Below are 15965 nucleotides of genomic sequence, written 5' to 3'. Positions count from 1 at the left end.
CGATTCAATGCCTATGATTATAGCATAACATTGGTGAAGTCCGACAGGCTGCTAGATGCGCGGCTTCAATAGGCCGTGATCTCGTAGGCTCATAGTACCCCCTGAATCAATTCAAAATGCATAGGCCCATTAGAGGGCCTATGCTTTTATGCTGCCAGCACAAAGAGATCTGAAATATTCTATTGGAATATTCGGAGGCAGACCCCGGTTTCCCGAAAGTCGGCGCTTGCCGGCCCGCGAAGCGGAATCCCCGGCAGACAGAGTCCGCGACGGCGATCAGCTAGGCTGCAAGCGCTCCGTGATCGACGCAGGATTCTGGCGACAGTCGAGCACGGCCACGACGGTCGCAATGTCGTCTCTCAGGTCGTAGTAAATCGCGAACGGAAAACGCTTGGCGAGGGTGCGATGCAGGTTCCCGGTCGGCTTGGGATGAATGCCGGCGAACAGCGCAAGCGCATCGATGTCGGCGAACAGACTGTCGAGGAAATACTCGCCAATACCTGCCTGTTGCTCTTCGTAAAACGCATAGCCTTCGAGCAGGTCGGTTTCTGCCGAGCGGGCTATCCTGACCTGCATCAGTGAGACTTGATCTGGGCGCGGATGCGTTCCTTCGCTTCGTTCCAAGGCGCCACCGATTCCTCGCCGCTGGCAAGGCGGCGCAGGCGCTGCTCAAGCACCTCGCCATGCCATGAGGGCAATTCCACGTTTCCACCGGATTGCTGGCACAGCGAGTCCCAAAGCGTTTCCATCAGCTTGAGCTTTTCCGAAACCGGCATGGCAACTATGTCAACGGTGGTCATTGGCGAACTCCTTGTCTTGGTGCTATGGGATCGATGTCATCAAATGTCGGCGACGGCGAGAAGGCCGCAAACGCAATCACCGCACGCAGGGCATCCTGATTTAGCGTCGGAAAATCGGCCAGAATGTCTTCGTCGCTCATGCCTTCGGCCAGACTGGCGAGAATGGTCCTTACAGTGACGCGGGTTCCAGTGACGACCGCATCGCCACCGCAAATAGCCGGATCGCGGGTGATGTAGGGCTTGAAGTTCATGGTCATGGCGAAATTCTCCTCACAAGCGATGTCGCGTAATCGGCGGCGCTCGCTGCTTTTTGATGACGATCGCACTCTATCACTTTGGCTTTCATCGCATCAGGTCCTGCCTGAAAGTCGGCGCTGGCGATACGGCGCCTGCGCCAACTTTCGCATCCGCGTTCCCGCTCGATTTTCGCCTTCCGTCAAATCGGCATGCGGCGCTGCTGTCAGCCGCCGCTCAGCGCCTGGACGATGATCAGTTCTTCGCCGGCGCTGACCGGTTGCGCAAGCTCGCGCACCTGCGCGCCATTGACGAAGAAGCGGATGTGCCGACGGATCCGGTTCTGTTCGTCGATCATGCGAAAGCGGATTCCAGGGTATTGCCGGTCCAGGTCGGCGACCACGGCGGCGAGCGTGGCGCCGCTGGCCTCGGCGTGTGCGCGCTCGGTGTAGGAGCGCAGCGCGCTGGGGATCAGCACTTTCACGATGGTGCCGCTAGGCCGGCTCTGCCGCTTCCACGGCGTAGATTTCCGGCAGGTGCTGGGCGATGCAGCGCCACTCCTTGCCCTCGTCACGGCTCATCCAGAGTTCGCCGCTGGTGGTGCCGAAATACAGGCCCAGCGGGTTGCGCCGGTCGGCCGTCATGGCTTGCCGTTTGACGGTCCACCAGGCCTCGCCGGCGGGCAGGCCGGCGTCGAGACGCTGCCAGGTCGCGCCGGCGTCGCGCGTGGCATAGACCGCCGGCTTGCCGTCCGGACTGGTGCGCGGCCAGACCTCGGTGCCGTCCATCGGAAACACCCACGCCGTATCGGCATCGCGCGGATGCAGCACCAGCGGAAAGCCGATGTCGCCGACCTGCTGCGGCATGTTCTTGCCGATGCGCAGCCATTGCCGTGACGGCCGGTCGAGACGGTAGATGCCGCAGTGGTTCTGCTGGTACAGGCGATCCGGATTGCTCGGGCACAGGCGGACGCAGTGCGGGTCGTGAAACGCGATGTCGTTGCGGTCGAAGCCCTCGACCACCTCGAGTCCCTCGACGATGGGCGCGAAGCTTTCGCCGCCGTCGGTCGACTCGTGCACGCCGCCGCCCGACATCGCCAGATACAGGTGCGCGGCATCGCGCGGATCGACGATGATCGAATGCAGTTTCGGGCCGTCCGGCGTGCCGTCCTGCACCGTGCCCATCCATTTGCGGTATTGCGGATCGTCGTTGATGTTGGAGAAGGGCGCCCAGGTCACACCGCCGTCGGCGGAGCGGAACAGGCCCTGGGGCGAGGTGCCCGCATACCAGACGTCCGCCTCGTCGGCATGGCCCGGCGTCAGCCAGAAGGTGTGATCGACCGAGCGCCCGCCGTCGGCGACCGTGGCGAAGGCCGGCGGTTGCGCGGCTTCCTTCCAGCTGCGGCCCAGGTCCGTGGAGCGGAAAATCGTCGGCCCGAGGTGGCCGGTCTTCGCCGCGGCGAGCAGGGTTCGGCCATCGCGCGGATCGAGCACCACATGGCTGATGATGTGGCCCAGAAAGTGCGGGCCGTCCGCGCGCCAGGTCGCGCGCGCCGGATCGCCGTGGTAGAGCCACGCCCCTTTGCGCGTCGCGACCAGCAGCAACGTGTTGCCCGGCTTGGGTGTGGCTGCGTTTTGGTTAACTGCCATGATCAACTCCTTTCCTGAAGTCATCTGAGATTGCAGCGGGAAACCCTTGCAGCAGTAGGCCTACCGTCGCCGGAGCCTCCTGCTTCGATAGTGAAAATCCCGGCAAGTTGCATCGGGCAAACCCCGGCCCTTGCAATCGCCGCGCATCGCCGCCATATTCCGTTTGTTTTCTACATGTTGGAGATTGCCATGCGTATGCGCCTGTTTGCCGTGCTGGCCCTTGCGGCCAGCCTGTTGTCCGGTTGCGGCTACAACCAGATCCAGATCAACGACGAGGCGGTGGCTGCCGCGTGGTCGGAAGTGCTCAATCAGTACAAGCGCCGCGCCGACCTGATTCCCAACCTGGTCTCGGTGGTGCAGGGCTATGCCAGCCACGAGAAGGAAGTGCTGACGCGGGTCACCGAGGCGCGCGCCAATGTCGCCGGGCTCAAGGCCACGCCGGAACTGATCAACGATCCGGAAGCCTTCGCCAAGTTCCAGAAGGCCCAGGGCGAACTCGGCGGCGCGCTGTCGCGCTTGCTGGTGGTCGCCGAAAACTATCCGCAGCTCAAGGCCGACGCCAATTTCCGCGACCTGCAGGCGCAGGTGGAAGGCACCGAGAACCGCATCACCGTGGCGCGCAACCGCTACATCAAGTCGGTGCAGGCATACAACGTCTCGGTGCGCACCTTCCCCAACAGCCTTACCGCCAGCGTCATGGGCTGGAAGACCAAGGCCAATTTCACGGTCGATGACGAAAAGGCCATGTCGGCACCGCCGGCGATCAAGTTCGACGCGCCGGCCCCGGCAGCGGCACCGGCTTCACCGACCTCGGCCGGCTATCAGTAAGTGCGCCGCCTCTGGCCCGCCCTGCTGGCGCTGATCTGGCTGGCGCTGCTGCCGGCCGGCGCCGACGCGGCGGAGCCGCTGCCGACTTTGACCGGCCGCATCACCGACCTGACGGCAACGCTGGATGCCACGCAACGCGGCCGCCTCGAAGCGCAACTGGCCGCCATTGAAAGAAGCCGCGGCGCGCAGGTCGCCGTACTGCTGCTGCCGAGCACCCAGCCCGAGGCCATCGAAGCATTCGGCATACGCCTGGCCGAGGCCTGGAAGATCGGCCACAAGGGCGCCGACAACGGCGTCATCGTCATCGTCGCCAAGGACGATCGGACGATGCGCATCGAGGTCGGCTACGGGCTCGAAGGCGCGATTCCCGATGCCGTGGCCAAACGCATCGTCGCCGAGCGCATGGCGCCGCGGTTTGCCGCCGGCGATTTCTTCGGCGGCCTGCTGGCGGCCGTCGAGGCGCTCGACCGGGCCATCGGCGGCGATGCGCCGGCCGCATCGCCCGCGCGCCCGGCTGGCGGCGTGGGCCAGAATGCAGAGCAGGCCGACCTGTTTCCCTGGCTGATGGCGGCGGTGGTGGCCGGCGGCGTGCTGCGCAGCCTGTTCGGCCTGTTCGGTTCGCTCATCGCCGGTCTGGTCGCCGGCGGGTTGGGCTTCGTTATCTTCGGTTCCTGGCTGGCAGCGGGCCTGGCCGGCGTGGCGGTCTTCGTCCTGTCCTTCTTCAACCTGCTGTCGCGCGGCGGCGGCGGGTTTCGCGGCGGTGGCGGCGGTTTCTCGGGGGGCGGCGGCTTCGGCGGCGGCGGCGCTTCGGGCAGGTGGTGAGATGAAACTGATCCGTTGCCTCCGGCATCTGCTGCTGCCCGACTGGTGGTTGCGGCGCGTATTTTCCGCGGCCGACCAGGCGGCGATCGGCGCGGCCATCGCGGCCGGCGAACAAACGCATCGCGGCGAGCTGCGCTTCGTCGCCGAGGGCTCGCTGCCGCTGTCCGCGCTGTGGCGCGAGCTCTCGGCACGCGAGCGGGCGATCGAACTGTTCGCCGCCCTGCGCGTCTGGGACACCGCGGAAAACAGCGGCATCTTGATCTACGTGCAACTGGTCGAGCACCGCGTCGAGATCCTCGCCGACCGCGGCATCGCGGCGCGGGTGCCGCAGTTCGAATGGGACGCGATCTGCCGCGAGATGGAGGCCAGCTTCCACGATGCCCGATGGCGTGACGGGGCGCTGCAGGCCGTGGCACGCGCCGGCGCACTGCTGGCGGGCCATTTCCCGGCGGGCGCGAGCAACCCCAACGAATTACCGGACCAGCCATTGGTGCTCTGAGGCCAGCAGGGCTGCCGGAATGCCGTTGTAGGGTCGACTTCAGTCGGCCAGGGTGGATGGCGTTGTAGGGCCGACTTCAGTCGGCCAGAAGTGGATGGCGGACTGAAGTCCGCCCTACGGCCGCCCTACGGCCGCCCTGCGGTCCAGTGAACTAGACTTCGCCGATGACCGTTCATCGTTCCTCGCGTTCACTTCAGCGCGAACTGCTGCACCTAGCCTGGCCGGTGCTGATCGCCCAGGCCGCGGTGATGGCCAATGGCGTGATCGACACGCTGATGGCCGGCCACCTGTCCTCGGTCGACCTGGCGGCGGTCGGCATCGGCGCCAGCATCTACATCACCATCATCATGGCGCTGATGGGCGTGCTGCTGGCGCTGACGCCGGTGGTGGCTCACCATTACGGCGCGCAACGCTACGCCGAGATCGGCGCCGACGTGCGGCAATGCGCCTGGCTGGCGCTGCTGCTCTCGCTGCTTGCCTTCGCCGCCCTGAAACATCCCGATCCGCTGCTGGCTTTTTCGCGCCTGACCCCCGAGGTGGAATTCAAGGTGCGCGCCTATCTCGAAGGCTCGGCCTGGGCGGTGCCGGGCGTAATGTTCTTCCGTGTCTTCTACGGTTTCACCAACGGCATCGGCCGGCCGCGTCCGGTGATGACGTTCAACCTGCTCGGGTTGGCGCTCAAGGCACCGCTCAACTGGGTCTTCATGTATGGCCATTTCGGTTTCCCGGCCATGGGCGGTGCGGGCTGCGGCTGGTCCACCGCCGTCATCATGTGGACCGTTGCGACCTTGTCCTGGCTGTGGTGCCGGCGCAATGCCGAATACGCGCCCTACGGCGTCTTCGCCCGCTTCGAGTGGCCGCGCCTGACGGCCCTGCGCGGATTGCTGGTGCTGGGCCTGCCGATGGGCGCCACCTTCCTCGTCGATGTCACCGCCTTTACCTTCATGGCGCTGTTCATCGCCCGCCTCGGACCGGAGGTTTCCGCTGCGCACCAGGTTGCCGCCAATGTCGCGGTGTTCGTCTTCATGGTGCCCCTCGCCCTGGGCGTCGCCACCGGCGTGGTGGTTGGCCAGGCGCTGGGCGCCGGCGATAGCCGACGCGCGCGGCACGCCGGTTTGCTCGGCCTCGCCGTCGGTTGCGGCGCGGCGGCGATTACTGGCGCGGCCATTGGCTTCGGCGCCGCGCCGCTGGCGCGCGCCTACACATCGGACCCGGTGGTTGCCGCCGCCGCCACCACGCTGCTCGGCATCGTCGCCGTCTATCACCTCGCCGACGCCGTGCAGGCCGTCATGGCCCAGGTGCTGCGCGGCTACAAGCGCGCCATGGCGCCGATGGTGATCTATGCACTTTCGCTATGGGGTGTGGGCCTGGGCGGCGGCTATCTGCTCGGCCTGACCGATGCCTTCGGCACGCGCATGGGCGCGGCAGGCTTCTGGATCGCGGCCGTGGCGAGCCTGTCGATTGCCGGCGCGGGGGTGCTGGCTTATTTCCTGCGGATTTCAGGCCACGACATGCCGGGTGGCGCCAATCCGCACTGATAAATCGCCGTCCCGCCAGCGCCAACTTTTGTGGCAGACGGCGCCGTGAACTAATGTTTCGCAGGCTCGTCTGGTGAGCCACCTCGCCGGTATGATGGCTACATTCATGTCAGGGAGGCGGGCGATGGAGTTCATTGCGCATGCGCGGTCGGGTGGTGGAGGACGGGATGGAGGAGATGGAGGTTTCCACGGACTCGACGCACATCTGAGTGAAGTTGGCCGCTTGGCGAAAGTCTTTGCGGAGAACTTCGGCGCGGCAGACGTGGAGGAACTGGCCGGCTTGTGGCATGACCTCGGCAAGTATCGGCCGGGTTTTCAGAAGTACGTCCGATCGCCTGCGGGCAACGAAGCCCACATCGAGGGCCGCGTGCAGGGAAAGGACAAGACGCATTCCGCCGCCGGTGCTCTGCATTCGATCGAGCGTTTCGGTATTCCCGGCCGAGTTCTGGCTTATCTGATCGCTGGTCATCATGGAGGTTTGAGGGACTGGCACGGTGGTCTCGACGGCCGTTTGGCGGCAGACAATGCCGACACGCGGCGGGAACTCGACGAAGCGCGGGTAGCAGCTCCGGCAGAATTGCTGGCACGAGGCGCCGCGCCTGATCTGCGGCATTCGCCTGGTGGCGGCAAGGGATATGCGCTATGGACGCGCATGCTGTTTTCCTGCCTCGTCGACGCCGATTTCCTCGATACCGAAGCCTTCATGGACGGCTCCCGTGCCGAGGCGCGAGCGGGCTATCCGGAGTTGGCGAGTTTGGCGATGGACTTCGACGCGCATATGGCCGAAGTTATGGCCCGGGCACCGGATACTCCGGTCAACCGCCTGCGCGGCGAAGTGCTGGCGCAATGCCGCTTTCGCGCACAAGGCGCGCCGGGTCTGTACTCCCTCACCGTGCCGACCGGCGGAGGAAAAACATTGTCGTCGCTGGCCTTTGCCCTCGAACATGCCCGCGTCCACGGCAAGCGCCGCGTCGTTTATGCGATTCCGTATACCAGTATCGTCGAACAGACTGCCGACATATTCGGTCGCATCTTCGGTGCGGCCAATGTTGTCGAGCATCACAGCCAAGCCGAGACCGACGAAAGTCATGAAACAGCGCGGTCCCGCCTGGCCTGCGAAAACTGGGATGCGCCGCTGGTTGTCACCACCAACGTGCAGCTGTTCGAATCCCTGTTCGCGGCCAAGACTTCGCGCTGCCGCAAGCTGCACAACCTCTGCGACAGCGTCATCGTCCTCGACGAGGCGCAATGCCTGCCGCCGGAATTTCTGCAACCCATCCTCGACGTTCTCAACCTCTTGGCACGGCATTACGGTGCTACGGTGGTGCTGTGCACGGCCACCCAGCCGGCATTGGCGAGCAAGACCTATTTCGACGCCGCGCGCAGCCGGCGCGGGCTCGACGACGTGACCGAAATCATCGCCGACCCCGGCGAACTCTACCGTCGCCTCAAGCGTGTCGACGTGCGTCTCCCGGAATGGACGCACCGTTCGAGTTGGGAGGACATTGCAACCGAGCTGATGGCACAGGATTGCGCCCTCGCCATCGTCACTACGCGCGGCGATGCGCGCAAGCTGTGGCGTTTGATGCCGGAAGGCACGCTGCACCTGTCGGCGCTGATGTGCGGTGCGCACCGGGCACAGGTCATTGCGGAAATCAAGCAGCGGCTTAAGGACAAACGCGAAGGGCGTGACGGACGACCTCTACGCGTCATCAGCACGAGCTTGATAGAGGCTGGCGTGGATGTCAGCTTCCCCGCTGTCTACCGCGCCTTCGCCGGGCTTGACTCTATCGCCCAAGCGGCCGGGCGCTGCAACCGCGAAGGCGAACAAGAGCGGGGCACGGTGGTGGTCTTCCAGCCGCCAAGCGCTGCGCCTCCCGGATTCCTGCGTCAAGCTGAGAACGCCTGCCTCTCGGTGCTACAGGCCTGGGATGGCGAACCGCTGGCGCCGGAGTTGTTCGAGCGATATTTCGACCGGCTCTATTTCGGGATTGATCTCGACGCCAAGGGCATCGTGCGCGACCTGACGCCGGACCCAGCGCTCGGCGTCCAGTTCCGCACCGCCGCCGATAATTTCCGCCTCATCGACGACGAGGATCAGGCGATGGTCTTCGTCCGCTATGACGGTTACCAGGGGATCGACGCGCTGCTTGGCCAGCTCGAACGAGATGGTCCGGAGCGCTGGCTGATGCGCAAGCTGCAACGCTGCGCCGTGACGGTGCGGCAGCGGGTCGTGGAACGCATGCTGATGCGAGGCGACGTGGCGGAAGTTCAGCCCGGCTGTTTCGTGCAGCGCAACGATTTGCTGTATGACCCTGTGCTTGGTTTGCTGGACGAGGACAATCCTTCACTTTCGGCGGCTGGCCTTGCTGTATAACCATGTCATGGCGGACAATGACGAAACAATGCAGGGAGGATGCGAATGAAACCGTATTGCCTTGAAGTCTCCGGCGACTTCGCTTGCTTCACCCGACCGGAAATGAAAGTGGAGCGCGTCTCCTACGACGTAATGACACCATCCGCCGCCCGTGCGGTATTCGAGGCGATCTTCTGGAAACCGGCGGTGCGCTGGCGCGTGCGCCGAATAGAGGTGTTGAAGCCGATCCGCTGGATCAATTTGCGCCGCAACGAAGTCGGCGCTGTGATGTCGGTGCGCAACGTGCAGACGGCGATGAACGGTGGCGATGGCGTGCTTGCCCTCAATATCGAGGACGAGCGCCAGCAGCGGGCCGGCTTGTTCCTGCGCGATGTCTCCTACCGCATCCATGCCGATCTCGACATCGAGCCCGACCGCGTCGACCAGAGCCCGCCGGCCAAGTACCGTGCCATGTTCGAGCGCCGCGCCGAGGCAGGTCAATGTGTCAATCAGCCTTATCTCGGCTGCCGTGAATTCGCTGCGCGCTTCCGCTATGTCGCCGACCCAGCCGTCGAAGCCCCGACCATCGCCGAAAGCCGCGACTTGGGCTGGATGCTGCATGACCTGGATTTCGCCAATCCCACCGATTCGCAACCCCGGTTTTTCCGCGCACAGATGGCGAACGGTGCAGTGAACGTGCCGGCTTGGGAAGGCGAGGAGATTCGGCGATGATTCTTCAAGCCCTCAACGACTACTACCGGCGCAAGGCCGCCGATCCCGATCCGGCCAGACGCCTGCCCGCCTTCGGACTGGAGGAGAAGGAAATTCCCTTCATCCTCGAAATCGACGCGGCGGGCCGCTGGCTGCCGCCGATCCGCGACACGCGGCGCAAGGAAGGCAAGAGGCTGCTAGGCCAGCGTTTCCTGGTACCGCAGGCGGTCAAGCGTGCTTCGGGTATCGCCGCCAATCTGTTGTGGGATACCGCCGAATATGTACTCGGCGTCGACACGCGTGGCAAGCCGGAGCGGGTTGTCGAGCAGCACGCCGCCTTCCGTGCCCGCATTGAGGCTCTGCCGGAGTCGACTACCGCCTTGTCGGGAGTCGTCGCAGTGCGCAAGTTTCTGGACGCAGTCGATATTGCCGCGCTGGAAAGCGACCCGCTCTGGCCTGAGATTCTGGAAGGCAACCCGGTCATGAGTTTCCGCCTGCAAGGCGAGGTTGAACTGGTCTGCCAGCATCCAGCGGTAGCCCTGGCCACCGCGACGATGGAGGAAGGCGAGAGCAGCGATTCCGCCTTCTGCCTGGTCAGCGGCGCGATGGCGCCGGCTGAGCGGCTGCATGCAGCAATCAAGGGCGTGTGGGGTGCGCAGTCGTCGGGGGCGAACGTTGTTTCCTTCAATCTCGACGCCTTCAATTCCTACGGCAAGCGGCAGGGTGCGAACGCGCCCGTCGGCAAGCCCGCCGCCTTCGCCTACACCACGGCGCTGAATCACCTGCTCGGGCGCGACTCGCGCCAGCGCGTGCAGGTTGGTGATGCTTCTACGGTGTTCTGGGCGGAAAGGTCAAGCGACTTCGAAACCCTGGTGCCTGATCTCTTCGGCGAGTCGCCGAAGGACGACCCCGACCGCGGCGCGCGGGCGCTCGACGCGCTCTACCGTTCCATCCACAGCGGCCGCTTTGTCAGCGACGAGGATGCGACCCGCTGCCATGTGCTGGGTTTGGCGCCTAACGCGGCGCGCATCGCTGTGCGCTTCTGGCAGACCGGGACGGCGGCGGAACTCGGCGCGCGTTTGCGCCGCCATTTCGACGACCTCGACGTGGCGCGGGGGCCGAATGATCCGCGCTACCTCTCGTTGTTCCGCCTGCTCGCCGGCATCGCTGTGCAGGGCAAGGCCGACAACATTCCGCCCAGGCTGGGTGGCGATGTCGTGCGCGCCGTGCTTGCTGGCGAAGACGTTGCCTATCCCACCGCACTGCTTCAAGGCGCCGTCGGTCGCTGCCGCGCCGAGCAGCGTGTCACCTACCCGCGCGCCGCCGTGCTCAAGGCCTGCCTGAACAGATCCATTCGCAATGCCAACCGCAATTCAACATCAGCCACCGAGAAGGAGTTCGCCCCCATGCTCGACACCGCCCACCCCAGTCCGGCCTACCGTCTCGGCCGACTGTTCGCCGTGCTGGAAAAAATTCAGGAAGAAGCCAGCCCTGGCCTCAACGCCACCATTCGCGACCGCTACTACGGCGCCGCGTCCTCCACGCCGGTGGCCGTGTTCACCACGCTGCTGCGCTTGAAGAACCACCACCTGGGCAAGCTCTCGCCCGGCCGCCGCGTCAATCTCGAGCGTCTGATTGGCGAAATCATGGGCGGTATCGCCGATTTTCCGCGCCAGTTGCCGCTGCCCGAACAAGGCCGCTTTGCGCTCGGTTACTACCATCAGCGCCAGGACTTCTACACGCCGAAAACAACTTCCGAATCTTCCGAGGAGAAATGAAATGAGCCTGAACCACCGCTATGACTTCGTGCTGCTGTTCGACGTGAAAGACGGCAATCCCAACGGTGACCCCGACGCCGGCAACCTGCCGCGTCTCGACGCCGAAACCGGCGACGGTTTGGTTACTGATGTCTGCCTCAAGCGCAAGCTGCGCAATTACGTCGGCATGGTCAAGGGCGAACATCCGCCATATGAAATCTACGTCAAGGAAAAAGCGGTGCTCAATGCCCAGCACAAGCGCGCCTATGTCGCCATCGGCCGTGAGGACGCGTTGGAGGGCGAAGGCAAGAAGCGCAAGGGCGGCGACGCCGTCGAGGATGCGCGCAAGTGGATGTGCGCCAACTTTTTCGACGTGCGCACCTTCGGCGCGGTGATGTCCACCGGCGTCAATTGCGGTCAGGTACGTGGCCCGGTGCAACTCACCTTTGCCCGCTCCGTCGACCCGGTGATCGCGCAGGAACATTCCATTACGCGAATGGCGGTGGCGACCGAAGCCGAGGCCGAGAAACAGGAAGGAGATAACCGCACCATGGGCCGCAAGCACACCGTCCCCTACGGCCTTTATCGCTCGCATGGCTTCATTTCCTCGTTTCTGGCCAAACAGACAAGTTTTTCTGATGACGACCTTGAACTTCTTTTCAAGGCATTCGAGCAGATGTTCGAGCACGACCGCTCCGCCGCACGGGGTGAAATGTCGACGCGCGGGCTTTACGTCTTCAAGCACGAGTCCGAACTTGGCAACGCCCCGGCCCATGCCTTGTTCGATCGTCTGACGGAGACGCGCATGGGTGGCGACGTAGCCCGCGACTTTGGCGCCTATTCGGTGCTGTTTGACGGCCAGCCTGTCTCGGTCGGTGAGCATGCGATTGCAGGCCAGCCGAACGTCACACTGATTCGCCGCTGCTGACCGGTCGCCGCTACTTCCATAGATGTATCTCATGGGCCACAATCCGTGAAGCAGATTCTCTCCACCGACGTCTATTTCGCGCAGCGCGGGGTCGAGGTGGTGATTCTGCTTGCGGGAGGCGACAAATCCTCCCAGTCGAAGGACATCAAGCGGGCGCTGGAACTGGCCCGCCGCCTGTAGGAGCGGAGCATGGCAGCGACATCGATCAAATTGCGGCCTTGGGATTCGGCCGAGCACCTGAAGACGGAAGAGGAAATGGTCCTCTATCTGGAAGCCTGTCTTGAGGACGGCGACGCGGCGCTGATCGCCCACGCGCTGGGCGTGATCGCCAAGGCGCGTGGTATGACGCAGTTGGCGCGCGATACCGGGCTATCGCGCGAGAGCCTGTACAAGGCGCAGTCGAGTGAAGGCAATCCGGAGTTCGCGACTGTGATGAAGGTGGTCAAGGCGCTGGGCTTCCAGCTTCATGCTTCACCGGCGGCGTAGCTTCGGTGCGCCCGTGGGAAGTTGAGGCGTTGAGCGGATAATCGAGTCCTTGCCGCACAGCGCGACCATAAAGATCGTCGTACGTTGAGTTTTGCCGCCGCACATAAGGAAATCAAGGTCATGACCGAAATCCATTTCATCGTCGAAGAAGCGCCGGAGGGAGGTTATACGGCCCGCGCGGTCGGTGAGGACATCTTTACCGAAGCCGACGGCCTCCCGAGCCTGCACGCGCAGGCGCGCGATGCCGTGCGCTGCCATTTCGATGAGGACAAAGAAGCAACACTGATTCGGAGGTGCTGAAAATGAACTGGAAAGACCATGTAGTTGTCGACCCCAAGGTGCTCGTCGGGAAGCCCATTATCCGAGGCACGCGCATTTCGGTGGAACTGCTGATGGACCGCCTGTCCGACGGCTGGAGCATGGAGCAAATACTGGAGTCGTATCCGCGCGTCACGCGCGACGACGTGCTGGCGGCCATCTCGTTCGTCACCGAAGTATTCCGCGAGGAGGACTACATTGCCATTCAAAAGGCCACGGCATGACGCCGCGCTGGCTGCTGAACGAGAACTTTCCGCAGCCTTCGGTTCTGCGCCTGCGAGCGCGCGGGTGGGATGTCGCCGCGATCAGCGAGGATAGCCCGAGTATCGACGATGACGTGGTGATGGAGCGCGCCCGCGCCGAAGGGCGCTGGTTGGCGACCTTTGACCGCGACTATGGCGAGCTGGTCTTCAAGCGGGGATTGCCGGCGCCGGGTGTCATTGTCTTACTGCGTGTGACCTCTTATCAGCCGGAGGAACCGGCGGATTGGTTGGTGCAGCTACACGACGCGCAGCAGCTTCAGGAAGGCTGCTTCCACATATTCGATGGTCACACGGTACGCCGCCGCCCATTTCTGGCCGGTCTGTCCGGTGGACTTTCCTGACCCCATCCCCCTCTCCGCGCTCCAGCACTGGTGCTATTGCCCGCGCCAGTGCGCGCTGATTCACGTCGAGCAACTATTCGCCGAGAACCTGCACACCCTGCGCGGCCAGGCCGTACATAAGCAGGTCGACCAGCCCGGCGTCGAGACGCGCGCCGGCCTGCGCGTGGAGCGCGCGCTACCCGTCTGGAATGATCGTCTCGGCTTGATCGGCAAGGCCGATGTCGTGGAATTCGAAGCCGACGGCACGCCTTATCCGGTGGAATACAAACACGGCAGCCGCAGCAAGGCGGCGTGGATTGCCGCCTGCGACGATCTGCAACTGGCCGCGCAGGCGCTGTGCCTCGAAGAAATGACCGGTCGCGCCGTGCCGCATGGCGCGATCTATTACGCCACCTCCAAGCGCCGGCGCGTAGTGCCGATCACGGCCGATCTCCGGCGCCGTGTCGAGGACGTCACCGCCGCCGTGCGCATCCAGATCGACTCGGGTGAGCTGTCGCCGCCCGCCAACGACGCCCGCTGCAAACAGTGCTCGCTGATCGAGCAATGCCAGCCCTCTCTGGGCGAAACAGGCGCGCTCGCGGCGAGGCGGGCGCACTTGTTCGACCCCGAGGGCTAAACCCGTCCGGAAGGCCGCGCCATGCAACTGCTCAACACCCTGTACGTCACCCTCCCGGAAAGCTATCTGCATCTCGACAACGACACCCTGCGCGTCGAGATCGAACACGAAACGCGCCTGCGGGTGCCGCTGCATCATCTCTCGTCCGTGGTCTGCTTCGGTCATGTGATGGTCTCGCCCATCCTCATGCATCGTCTGGCCGACGAGGGCAAGAGCCTGGTCTTGCTCGATGGCCGCGGCCGCTTCAAGGCGCGGCTGGAAGGTCCGGTATCCGGCAACGTGTTGCTGCGCCAGGCCCAGCATCACCGCTTATTGGACAATGCGGCCAGCGCCGACTTTTGTTTGGCCGTCGCCAAATCCTGTATCGCCGGCAAGTTGAAGAATTGCCGTCAGGTAGTGCAACGCGGTGCGCGCGAGAACGGCCGCGAGGAAGACAGTGCCGTGCTGACGGCAACCGCCGACGAACTCGGCCGCGCCTTGGCCCGGCTCGAACACGCGGCGGACCTCGACGCCGTGCGCGGCATCGAAGGTGACCAGGCCAAGCGCTACTTTGCCGCGCTGACTTTGCTGGTGCGTCCCGAGGCGCGGCAGGCCTTCACCATGAACGGCCGCACGCGCCGACCGCCGCTGGATCGCATGAATGCACTGCTTTCCTTTCTGTATGCGATGCTGATGAACGACGTGCGTTCGGCAGTGGAGAGCGTCGGCCTCGATCCGCAAATCGGCTTCCTGCATGCGCTGCGTCCCGGCCGCGCAGCTCTCGCGCTCGATCTCATGGAAGAATTCCGTCCGCTGCTGGCCGACCGCCTGGCTCTGACGCTGATCAATCGTCGGCAGGTCAATGCCGATGATTTCGAGGAGCACTCCGGTGGCGCGGTGACACTGAAAGACGATGTGCGGCGGGCGGTGGTAACCGCATATCAGGAACGCAAGCAAGAAGCACTGATGCATCCCTTGCTGGAGTCGAGTTTCGCTCTTGGCCTTGTCCCTTTCGTGCAGGCACGTCTGCTTGCGCGCGCCGTGCGCGGCGATGCGGAAGGCTACCTGCCGTTTTGTCCAAAGTAAGCGGAGGCAGGATCATGCTTGTCATCGTCAGCTACGATGTCTCCACCGAAACCAAAGCCGGCCGCCGCCGTTTGCGGCGCGTGGCACGGGTCTGCGAAGGCATGGGTCAGCGCGTGCAGAAATCGGTATTCGAATGCAAGGTCGACGCGATGCAGTTCGAGGAACTCGAACGCCGGCTGCTGGCGGAAATCGAATTGGCGGAAGACTGCCTGCGCTTCTACCGCCTGACCGAACCCGTCGAACTGCATGTGCGCGAGTACGGAAAGTTCAAGGCAGTCGATTTTGAAGGGCCACTGGTGCTATGACGCGCGGATCGCAAGTGACGTGGAATTGCCGGCAGGTTCGCGGCAAAGGCAACTACCTGATTTTGCATTCCGAAATTGGGCGTAGGAGAATTGGCAGTGCCTCGTTTCGGCGAGGTGCTGGACGGTTCGCGCAAAGCGAGGAATTTCGTTCGATGACTCAATGCGATGCGCGAAACCAGACGCCCGGCCCGTGAGGGCCGGGCGAGGATTGAAACTCACAGTCGTTTGTCGAACATGGATATGTGTTCGGACGCCCGGCCCGTGAGGGCCGGGCGAGGATTGAAACCGGTATGTATGCGGATTTATCAACTGCGACAGCTGGACGCCCGGCCCGTGAGGGCCGGGCGAGGATTGAAACCGCGTCTGGTGTTACTGGTGGATCAACGCCTTTGGCGACGCCCGGCCCGTGAGGGCCGGGCGAGGATTGAAACCGGTATGTATGCGGATTT

The 15965-nt window shown here is 64.0% G+C and carries 21 protein-coding genes; 16 read left to right on the top strand and 5 right to left on the bottom strand.

The window, feature by feature from the left end; translation table 11 throughout:
* Positions 1 to 276 precede the first annotated feature (276 nt).
* The 5 genes from RMO95_RS07605 to RMO95_RS07585 all read right to left on the bottom strand — a co-directional run bounded on the left by RMO95_RS07605 (position 277) and on the right by RMO95_RS07585 (position 2683).
* On the bottom strand, positions 277 to 624 hold the full coding sequence (locus RMO95_RS07605; protein WP_310450008.1) for a type II toxin-antitoxin system RelE/ParE family toxin: 348 nt from the start codon (positions 622 to 624) through the stop codon (positions 277 to 279).
* On the bottom strand, positions 576 to 800 hold the full coding sequence (locus RMO95_RS07600) for an addiction module protein (RefSeq protein WP_310450007.1): 225 nt from the start codon (positions 798 to 800) through the stop codon (positions 576 to 578). The genes RMO95_RS07605 and RMO95_RS07600 overlap by 49 nt, the downstream gene beginning before the upstream one ends.
* Positions 797 to 1057 carry a DUF433 domain-containing protein gene (locus tag RMO95_RS07595; RefSeq protein ID WP_310450006.1) on the bottom strand — a complete coding sequence of 87 codons (261 nt, stop codon included), beginning with the start codon at positions 1055 to 1057 and terminating at the stop codon, positions 797 to 799. Before RMO95_RS07595 ends, RMO95_RS07600 begins: the two co-directional genes overlap by 4 nt.
* Before the next feature lie 203 nt (positions 1058 to 1260).
* Positions 1261 to 1518 (bottom strand): MoaD/ThiS family protein, encoded by a 258-nt coding sequence (locus RMO95_RS07590; RefSeq protein ID WP_310450005.1) that lies wholly within the window; start codon positions 1516 to 1518, stop codon positions 1261 to 1263.
* A 10-nt stretch (positions 1519 to 1528) separates the two neighbouring features.
* A complete protein-coding gene (locus RMO95_RS07585) occupies positions 1529 to 2683 on the bottom strand; it encodes a glycosyl hydrolase (protein WP_310450004.1) in 1155 nt (384 codons plus the stop codon).
* A 189-nt stretch (positions 2684 to 2872) separates the two neighbouring features.
* Here RMO95_RS07585 and RMO95_RS07580 point away from each other — a divergent pair, with 189 nt between their 5' ends.
* From RMO95_RS07580 to cas2, 16 genes are all read left to right on the top strand, one after another.
* The gene (locus RMO95_RS07580; protein WP_310450003.1) at positions 2873 to 3511 is read left to right on the top strand and encodes a LemA family protein; all 639 of its coding nucleotides are present in this window, start codon (positions 2873 to 2875) and stop codon (positions 3509 to 3511) included.
* Complete coding sequence (locus RMO95_RS07575) at positions 3512 to 4333, top strand: TPM domain-containing protein (protein ID WP_310450002.1); 822 nt, start codon at positions 3512 to 3514, stop codon at positions 4331 to 4333.
* Position 4334: 1 nt separating this feature from the next.
* On the top strand, positions 4335 to 4832 hold the full coding sequence (locus RMO95_RS07570) for a TPM domain-containing protein (RefSeq protein WP_310450001.1): 498 nt from the start codon (positions 4335 to 4337) through the stop codon (positions 4830 to 4832).
* A 164-nt stretch (positions 4833 to 4996) separates the two neighbouring features.
* A complete protein-coding gene (locus RMO95_RS07565; protein ID WP_310450000.1) occupies positions 4997 to 6370 on the top strand; it encodes an MATE family efflux transporter in 1374 nt (457 codons plus the stop codon).
* A gap of 124 nt (positions 6371 to 6494) precedes the next feature.
* The gene (locus RMO95_RS07560; protein ID WP_310449999.1) at positions 6495 to 8747 is read left to right on the top strand and encodes a CRISPR-associated endonuclease Cas3''; all 2253 of its coding nucleotides are present in this window, start codon (positions 6495 to 6497) and stop codon (positions 8745 to 8747) included.
* A 45-nt stretch (positions 8748 to 8792) separates the two neighbouring features.
* Positions 8793 to 9458 (top strand): type I-C CRISPR-associated protein Cas5c, encoded by a 666-nt coding sequence (gene cas5c / locus RMO95_RS07555; protein WP_310449998.1) that lies wholly within the window; start codon positions 8793 to 8795, stop codon positions 9456 to 9458.
* On the top strand, positions 9455 to 11215 hold the full coding sequence (cas8c, locus tag RMO95_RS07550; protein ID WP_310449997.1) for a type I-C CRISPR-associated protein Cas8c/Csd1: 1761 nt from the start codon (positions 9455 to 9457) through the stop codon (positions 11213 to 11215). The genes cas5c and cas8c overlap by 4 nt, the downstream gene beginning before the upstream one ends.
* A gap of 1 nt (position 11216) precedes the next feature.
* The gene (cas7c, locus tag RMO95_RS07545; RefSeq protein WP_310449996.1) at positions 11217 to 12122 is read left to right on the top strand and encodes a type I-C CRISPR-associated protein Cas7/Csd2; all 906 of its coding nucleotides are present in this window, start codon (positions 11217 to 11219) and stop codon (positions 12120 to 12122) included.
* Positions 12123 to 12167: 45 nt separating this feature from the next.
* On the top strand, positions 12168 to 12302 hold the full coding sequence (locus RMO95_RS07540; protein ID WP_310449995.1) for a hypothetical protein: 135 nt from the start codon (positions 12168 to 12170) through the stop codon (positions 12300 to 12302).
* Positions 12303 to 12311: 9 nt separating this feature from the next.
* Entirely contained in the window at positions 12312 to 12608 is a 297-nt protein-coding gene (locus tag RMO95_RS07535; RefSeq protein WP_310449994.1) for an addiction module antidote protein, read from the top strand.
* 120 nt (positions 12609 to 12728) lie between these two features.
* Positions 12729 to 12908, top strand: a complete 180-nt coding sequence (locus RMO95_RS07530; protein ID WP_310449993.1) for a hypothetical protein — start codon at positions 12729 to 12731, stop codon at positions 12906 to 12908.
* A 2-nt stretch (positions 12909 to 12910) separates the two neighbouring features.
* A complete protein-coding gene (locus tag RMO95_RS07525; RefSeq protein ID WP_310449992.1) occupies positions 12911 to 13150 on the top strand; it encodes a DUF433 domain-containing protein in 240 nt (79 codons plus the stop codon).
* The gene (locus RMO95_RS07520) at positions 13147 to 13530 is read left to right on the top strand and encodes a DUF5615 family PIN-like protein (protein ID WP_310449991.1); all 384 of its coding nucleotides are present in this window, start codon (positions 13147 to 13149) and stop codon (positions 13528 to 13530) included. The genes RMO95_RS07525 and RMO95_RS07520 overlap by 4 nt, the downstream gene beginning before the upstream one ends.
* Positions 13517 to 14146, top strand: coding sequence for a CRISPR-associated protein Cas4 (cas4, locus tag RMO95_RS07515; RefSeq protein ID WP_310449990.1), 630 nt, complete (start codon positions 13517 to 13519; stop codon positions 14144 to 14146). Before RMO95_RS07520 ends, cas4 begins: the two co-directional genes overlap by 14 nt.
* 21 nt (positions 14147 to 14167) lie before the next feature.
* Complete coding sequence (gene cas1c / locus RMO95_RS07510; RefSeq protein WP_310449989.1) at positions 14168 to 15211, top strand: type I-C CRISPR-associated endonuclease Cas1c; 1044 nt, start codon at positions 14168 to 14170, stop codon at positions 15209 to 15211.
* Between the two features lie 14 nt (positions 15212 to 15225).
* Positions 15226 to 15516: a CRISPR-associated endonuclease Cas2 gene (cas2, locus tag RMO95_RS07505; RefSeq protein ID WP_310449988.1), complete on the top strand. Its 291-nt coding sequence runs from the start codon at positions 15226 to 15228 to the stop codon at positions 15514 to 15516.
* Positions 15517 to 15965 lie beyond the last annotated feature (449 nt).

Source organism: Sulfuritalea sp., assembly GCF_031426875.1.
In the GTDB taxonomy this organism is placed as follows: domain Bacteria; phylum Pseudomonadota; class Gammaproteobacteria; order Burkholderiales; family Rhodocyclaceae; genus Sulfuritalea.
This window is presented reverse-complemented; position numbering and strand designations above follow the sequence as displayed.

Coding starts and splice junctions, on each gene's coding strand:
- RMO95_RS07600 (WP_310450007.1), bottom strand. CDS start 800: ATGACCACCGTTGACATAGTTGCCATGCCGGTTTCGGAAAAGCTCAAG.
- RMO95_RS07595 (WP_310450006.1), bottom strand. CDS start 1,057: ATGACCATGAACTTCAAGCCCTACATCACCCGCGATCCGGCTATTTGC.
- RMO95_RS07585 (WP_310450004.1), bottom strand. CDS start 2,683: ATGGCAGTTAACCAAAACGCAGCCACACCCAAGCCGGGCAACACGTTG.
- RMO95_RS07580 (WP_310450003.1), top strand. CDS start 2,873: ATGCGTATGCGCCTGTTTGCCGTGCTGGCCCTTGCGGCCAGCCTGTTG.
- RMO95_RS07570 (WP_310450001.1), top strand. CDS start 4,335: ATGAAACTGATCCGTTGCCTCCGGCATCTGCTGCTGCCCGACTGGTGG.
- RMO95_RS07565 (WP_310450000.1), top strand. CDS start 4,997: ATGACCGTTCATCGTTCCTCGCGTTCACTTCAGCGCGAACTGCTGCAC.
- RMO95_RS07560 (WP_310449999.1), top strand. CDS start 6,495: ATGGAGTTCATTGCGCATGCGCGGTCGGGTGGTGGAGGACGGGATGGA.
- cas5c (WP_310449998.1), top strand. CDS start 8,793: ATGAAACCGTATTGCCTTGAAGTCTCCGGCGACTTCGCTTGCTTCACC.
- cas8c (WP_310449997.1), top strand. CDS start 9,455: ATGATTCTTCAAGCCCTCAACGACTACTACCGGCGCAAGGCCGCCGAT.
- cas7c (WP_310449996.1), top strand. CDS start 11,217: ATGAGCCTGAACCACCGCTATGACTTCGTGCTGCTGTTCGACGTGAAA.
- RMO95_RS07535 (WP_310449994.1), top strand. CDS start 12,312: ATGGCAGCGACATCGATCAAATTGCGGCCTTGGGATTCGGCCGAGCAC.
- RMO95_RS07530 (WP_310449993.1), top strand. CDS start 12,729: ATGACCGAAATCCATTTCATCGTCGAAGAAGCGCCGGAGGGAGGTTAT.
- RMO95_RS07525 (WP_310449992.1), top strand. CDS start 12,911: ATGAACTGGAAAGACCATGTAGTTGTCGACCCCAAGGTGCTCGTCGGG.
- RMO95_RS07520 (WP_310449991.1), top strand. CDS start 13,147: ATGACGCCGCGCTGGCTGCTGAACGAGAACTTTCCGCAGCCTTCGGTT.
- cas1c (WP_310449989.1), top strand. CDS start 14,168: ATGCAACTGCTCAACACCCTGTACGTCACCCTCCCGGAAAGCTATCTG.
- cas2 (WP_310449988.1), top strand. CDS start 15,226: ATGCTTGTCATCGTCAGCTACGATGTCTCCACCGAAACCAAAGCCGGC.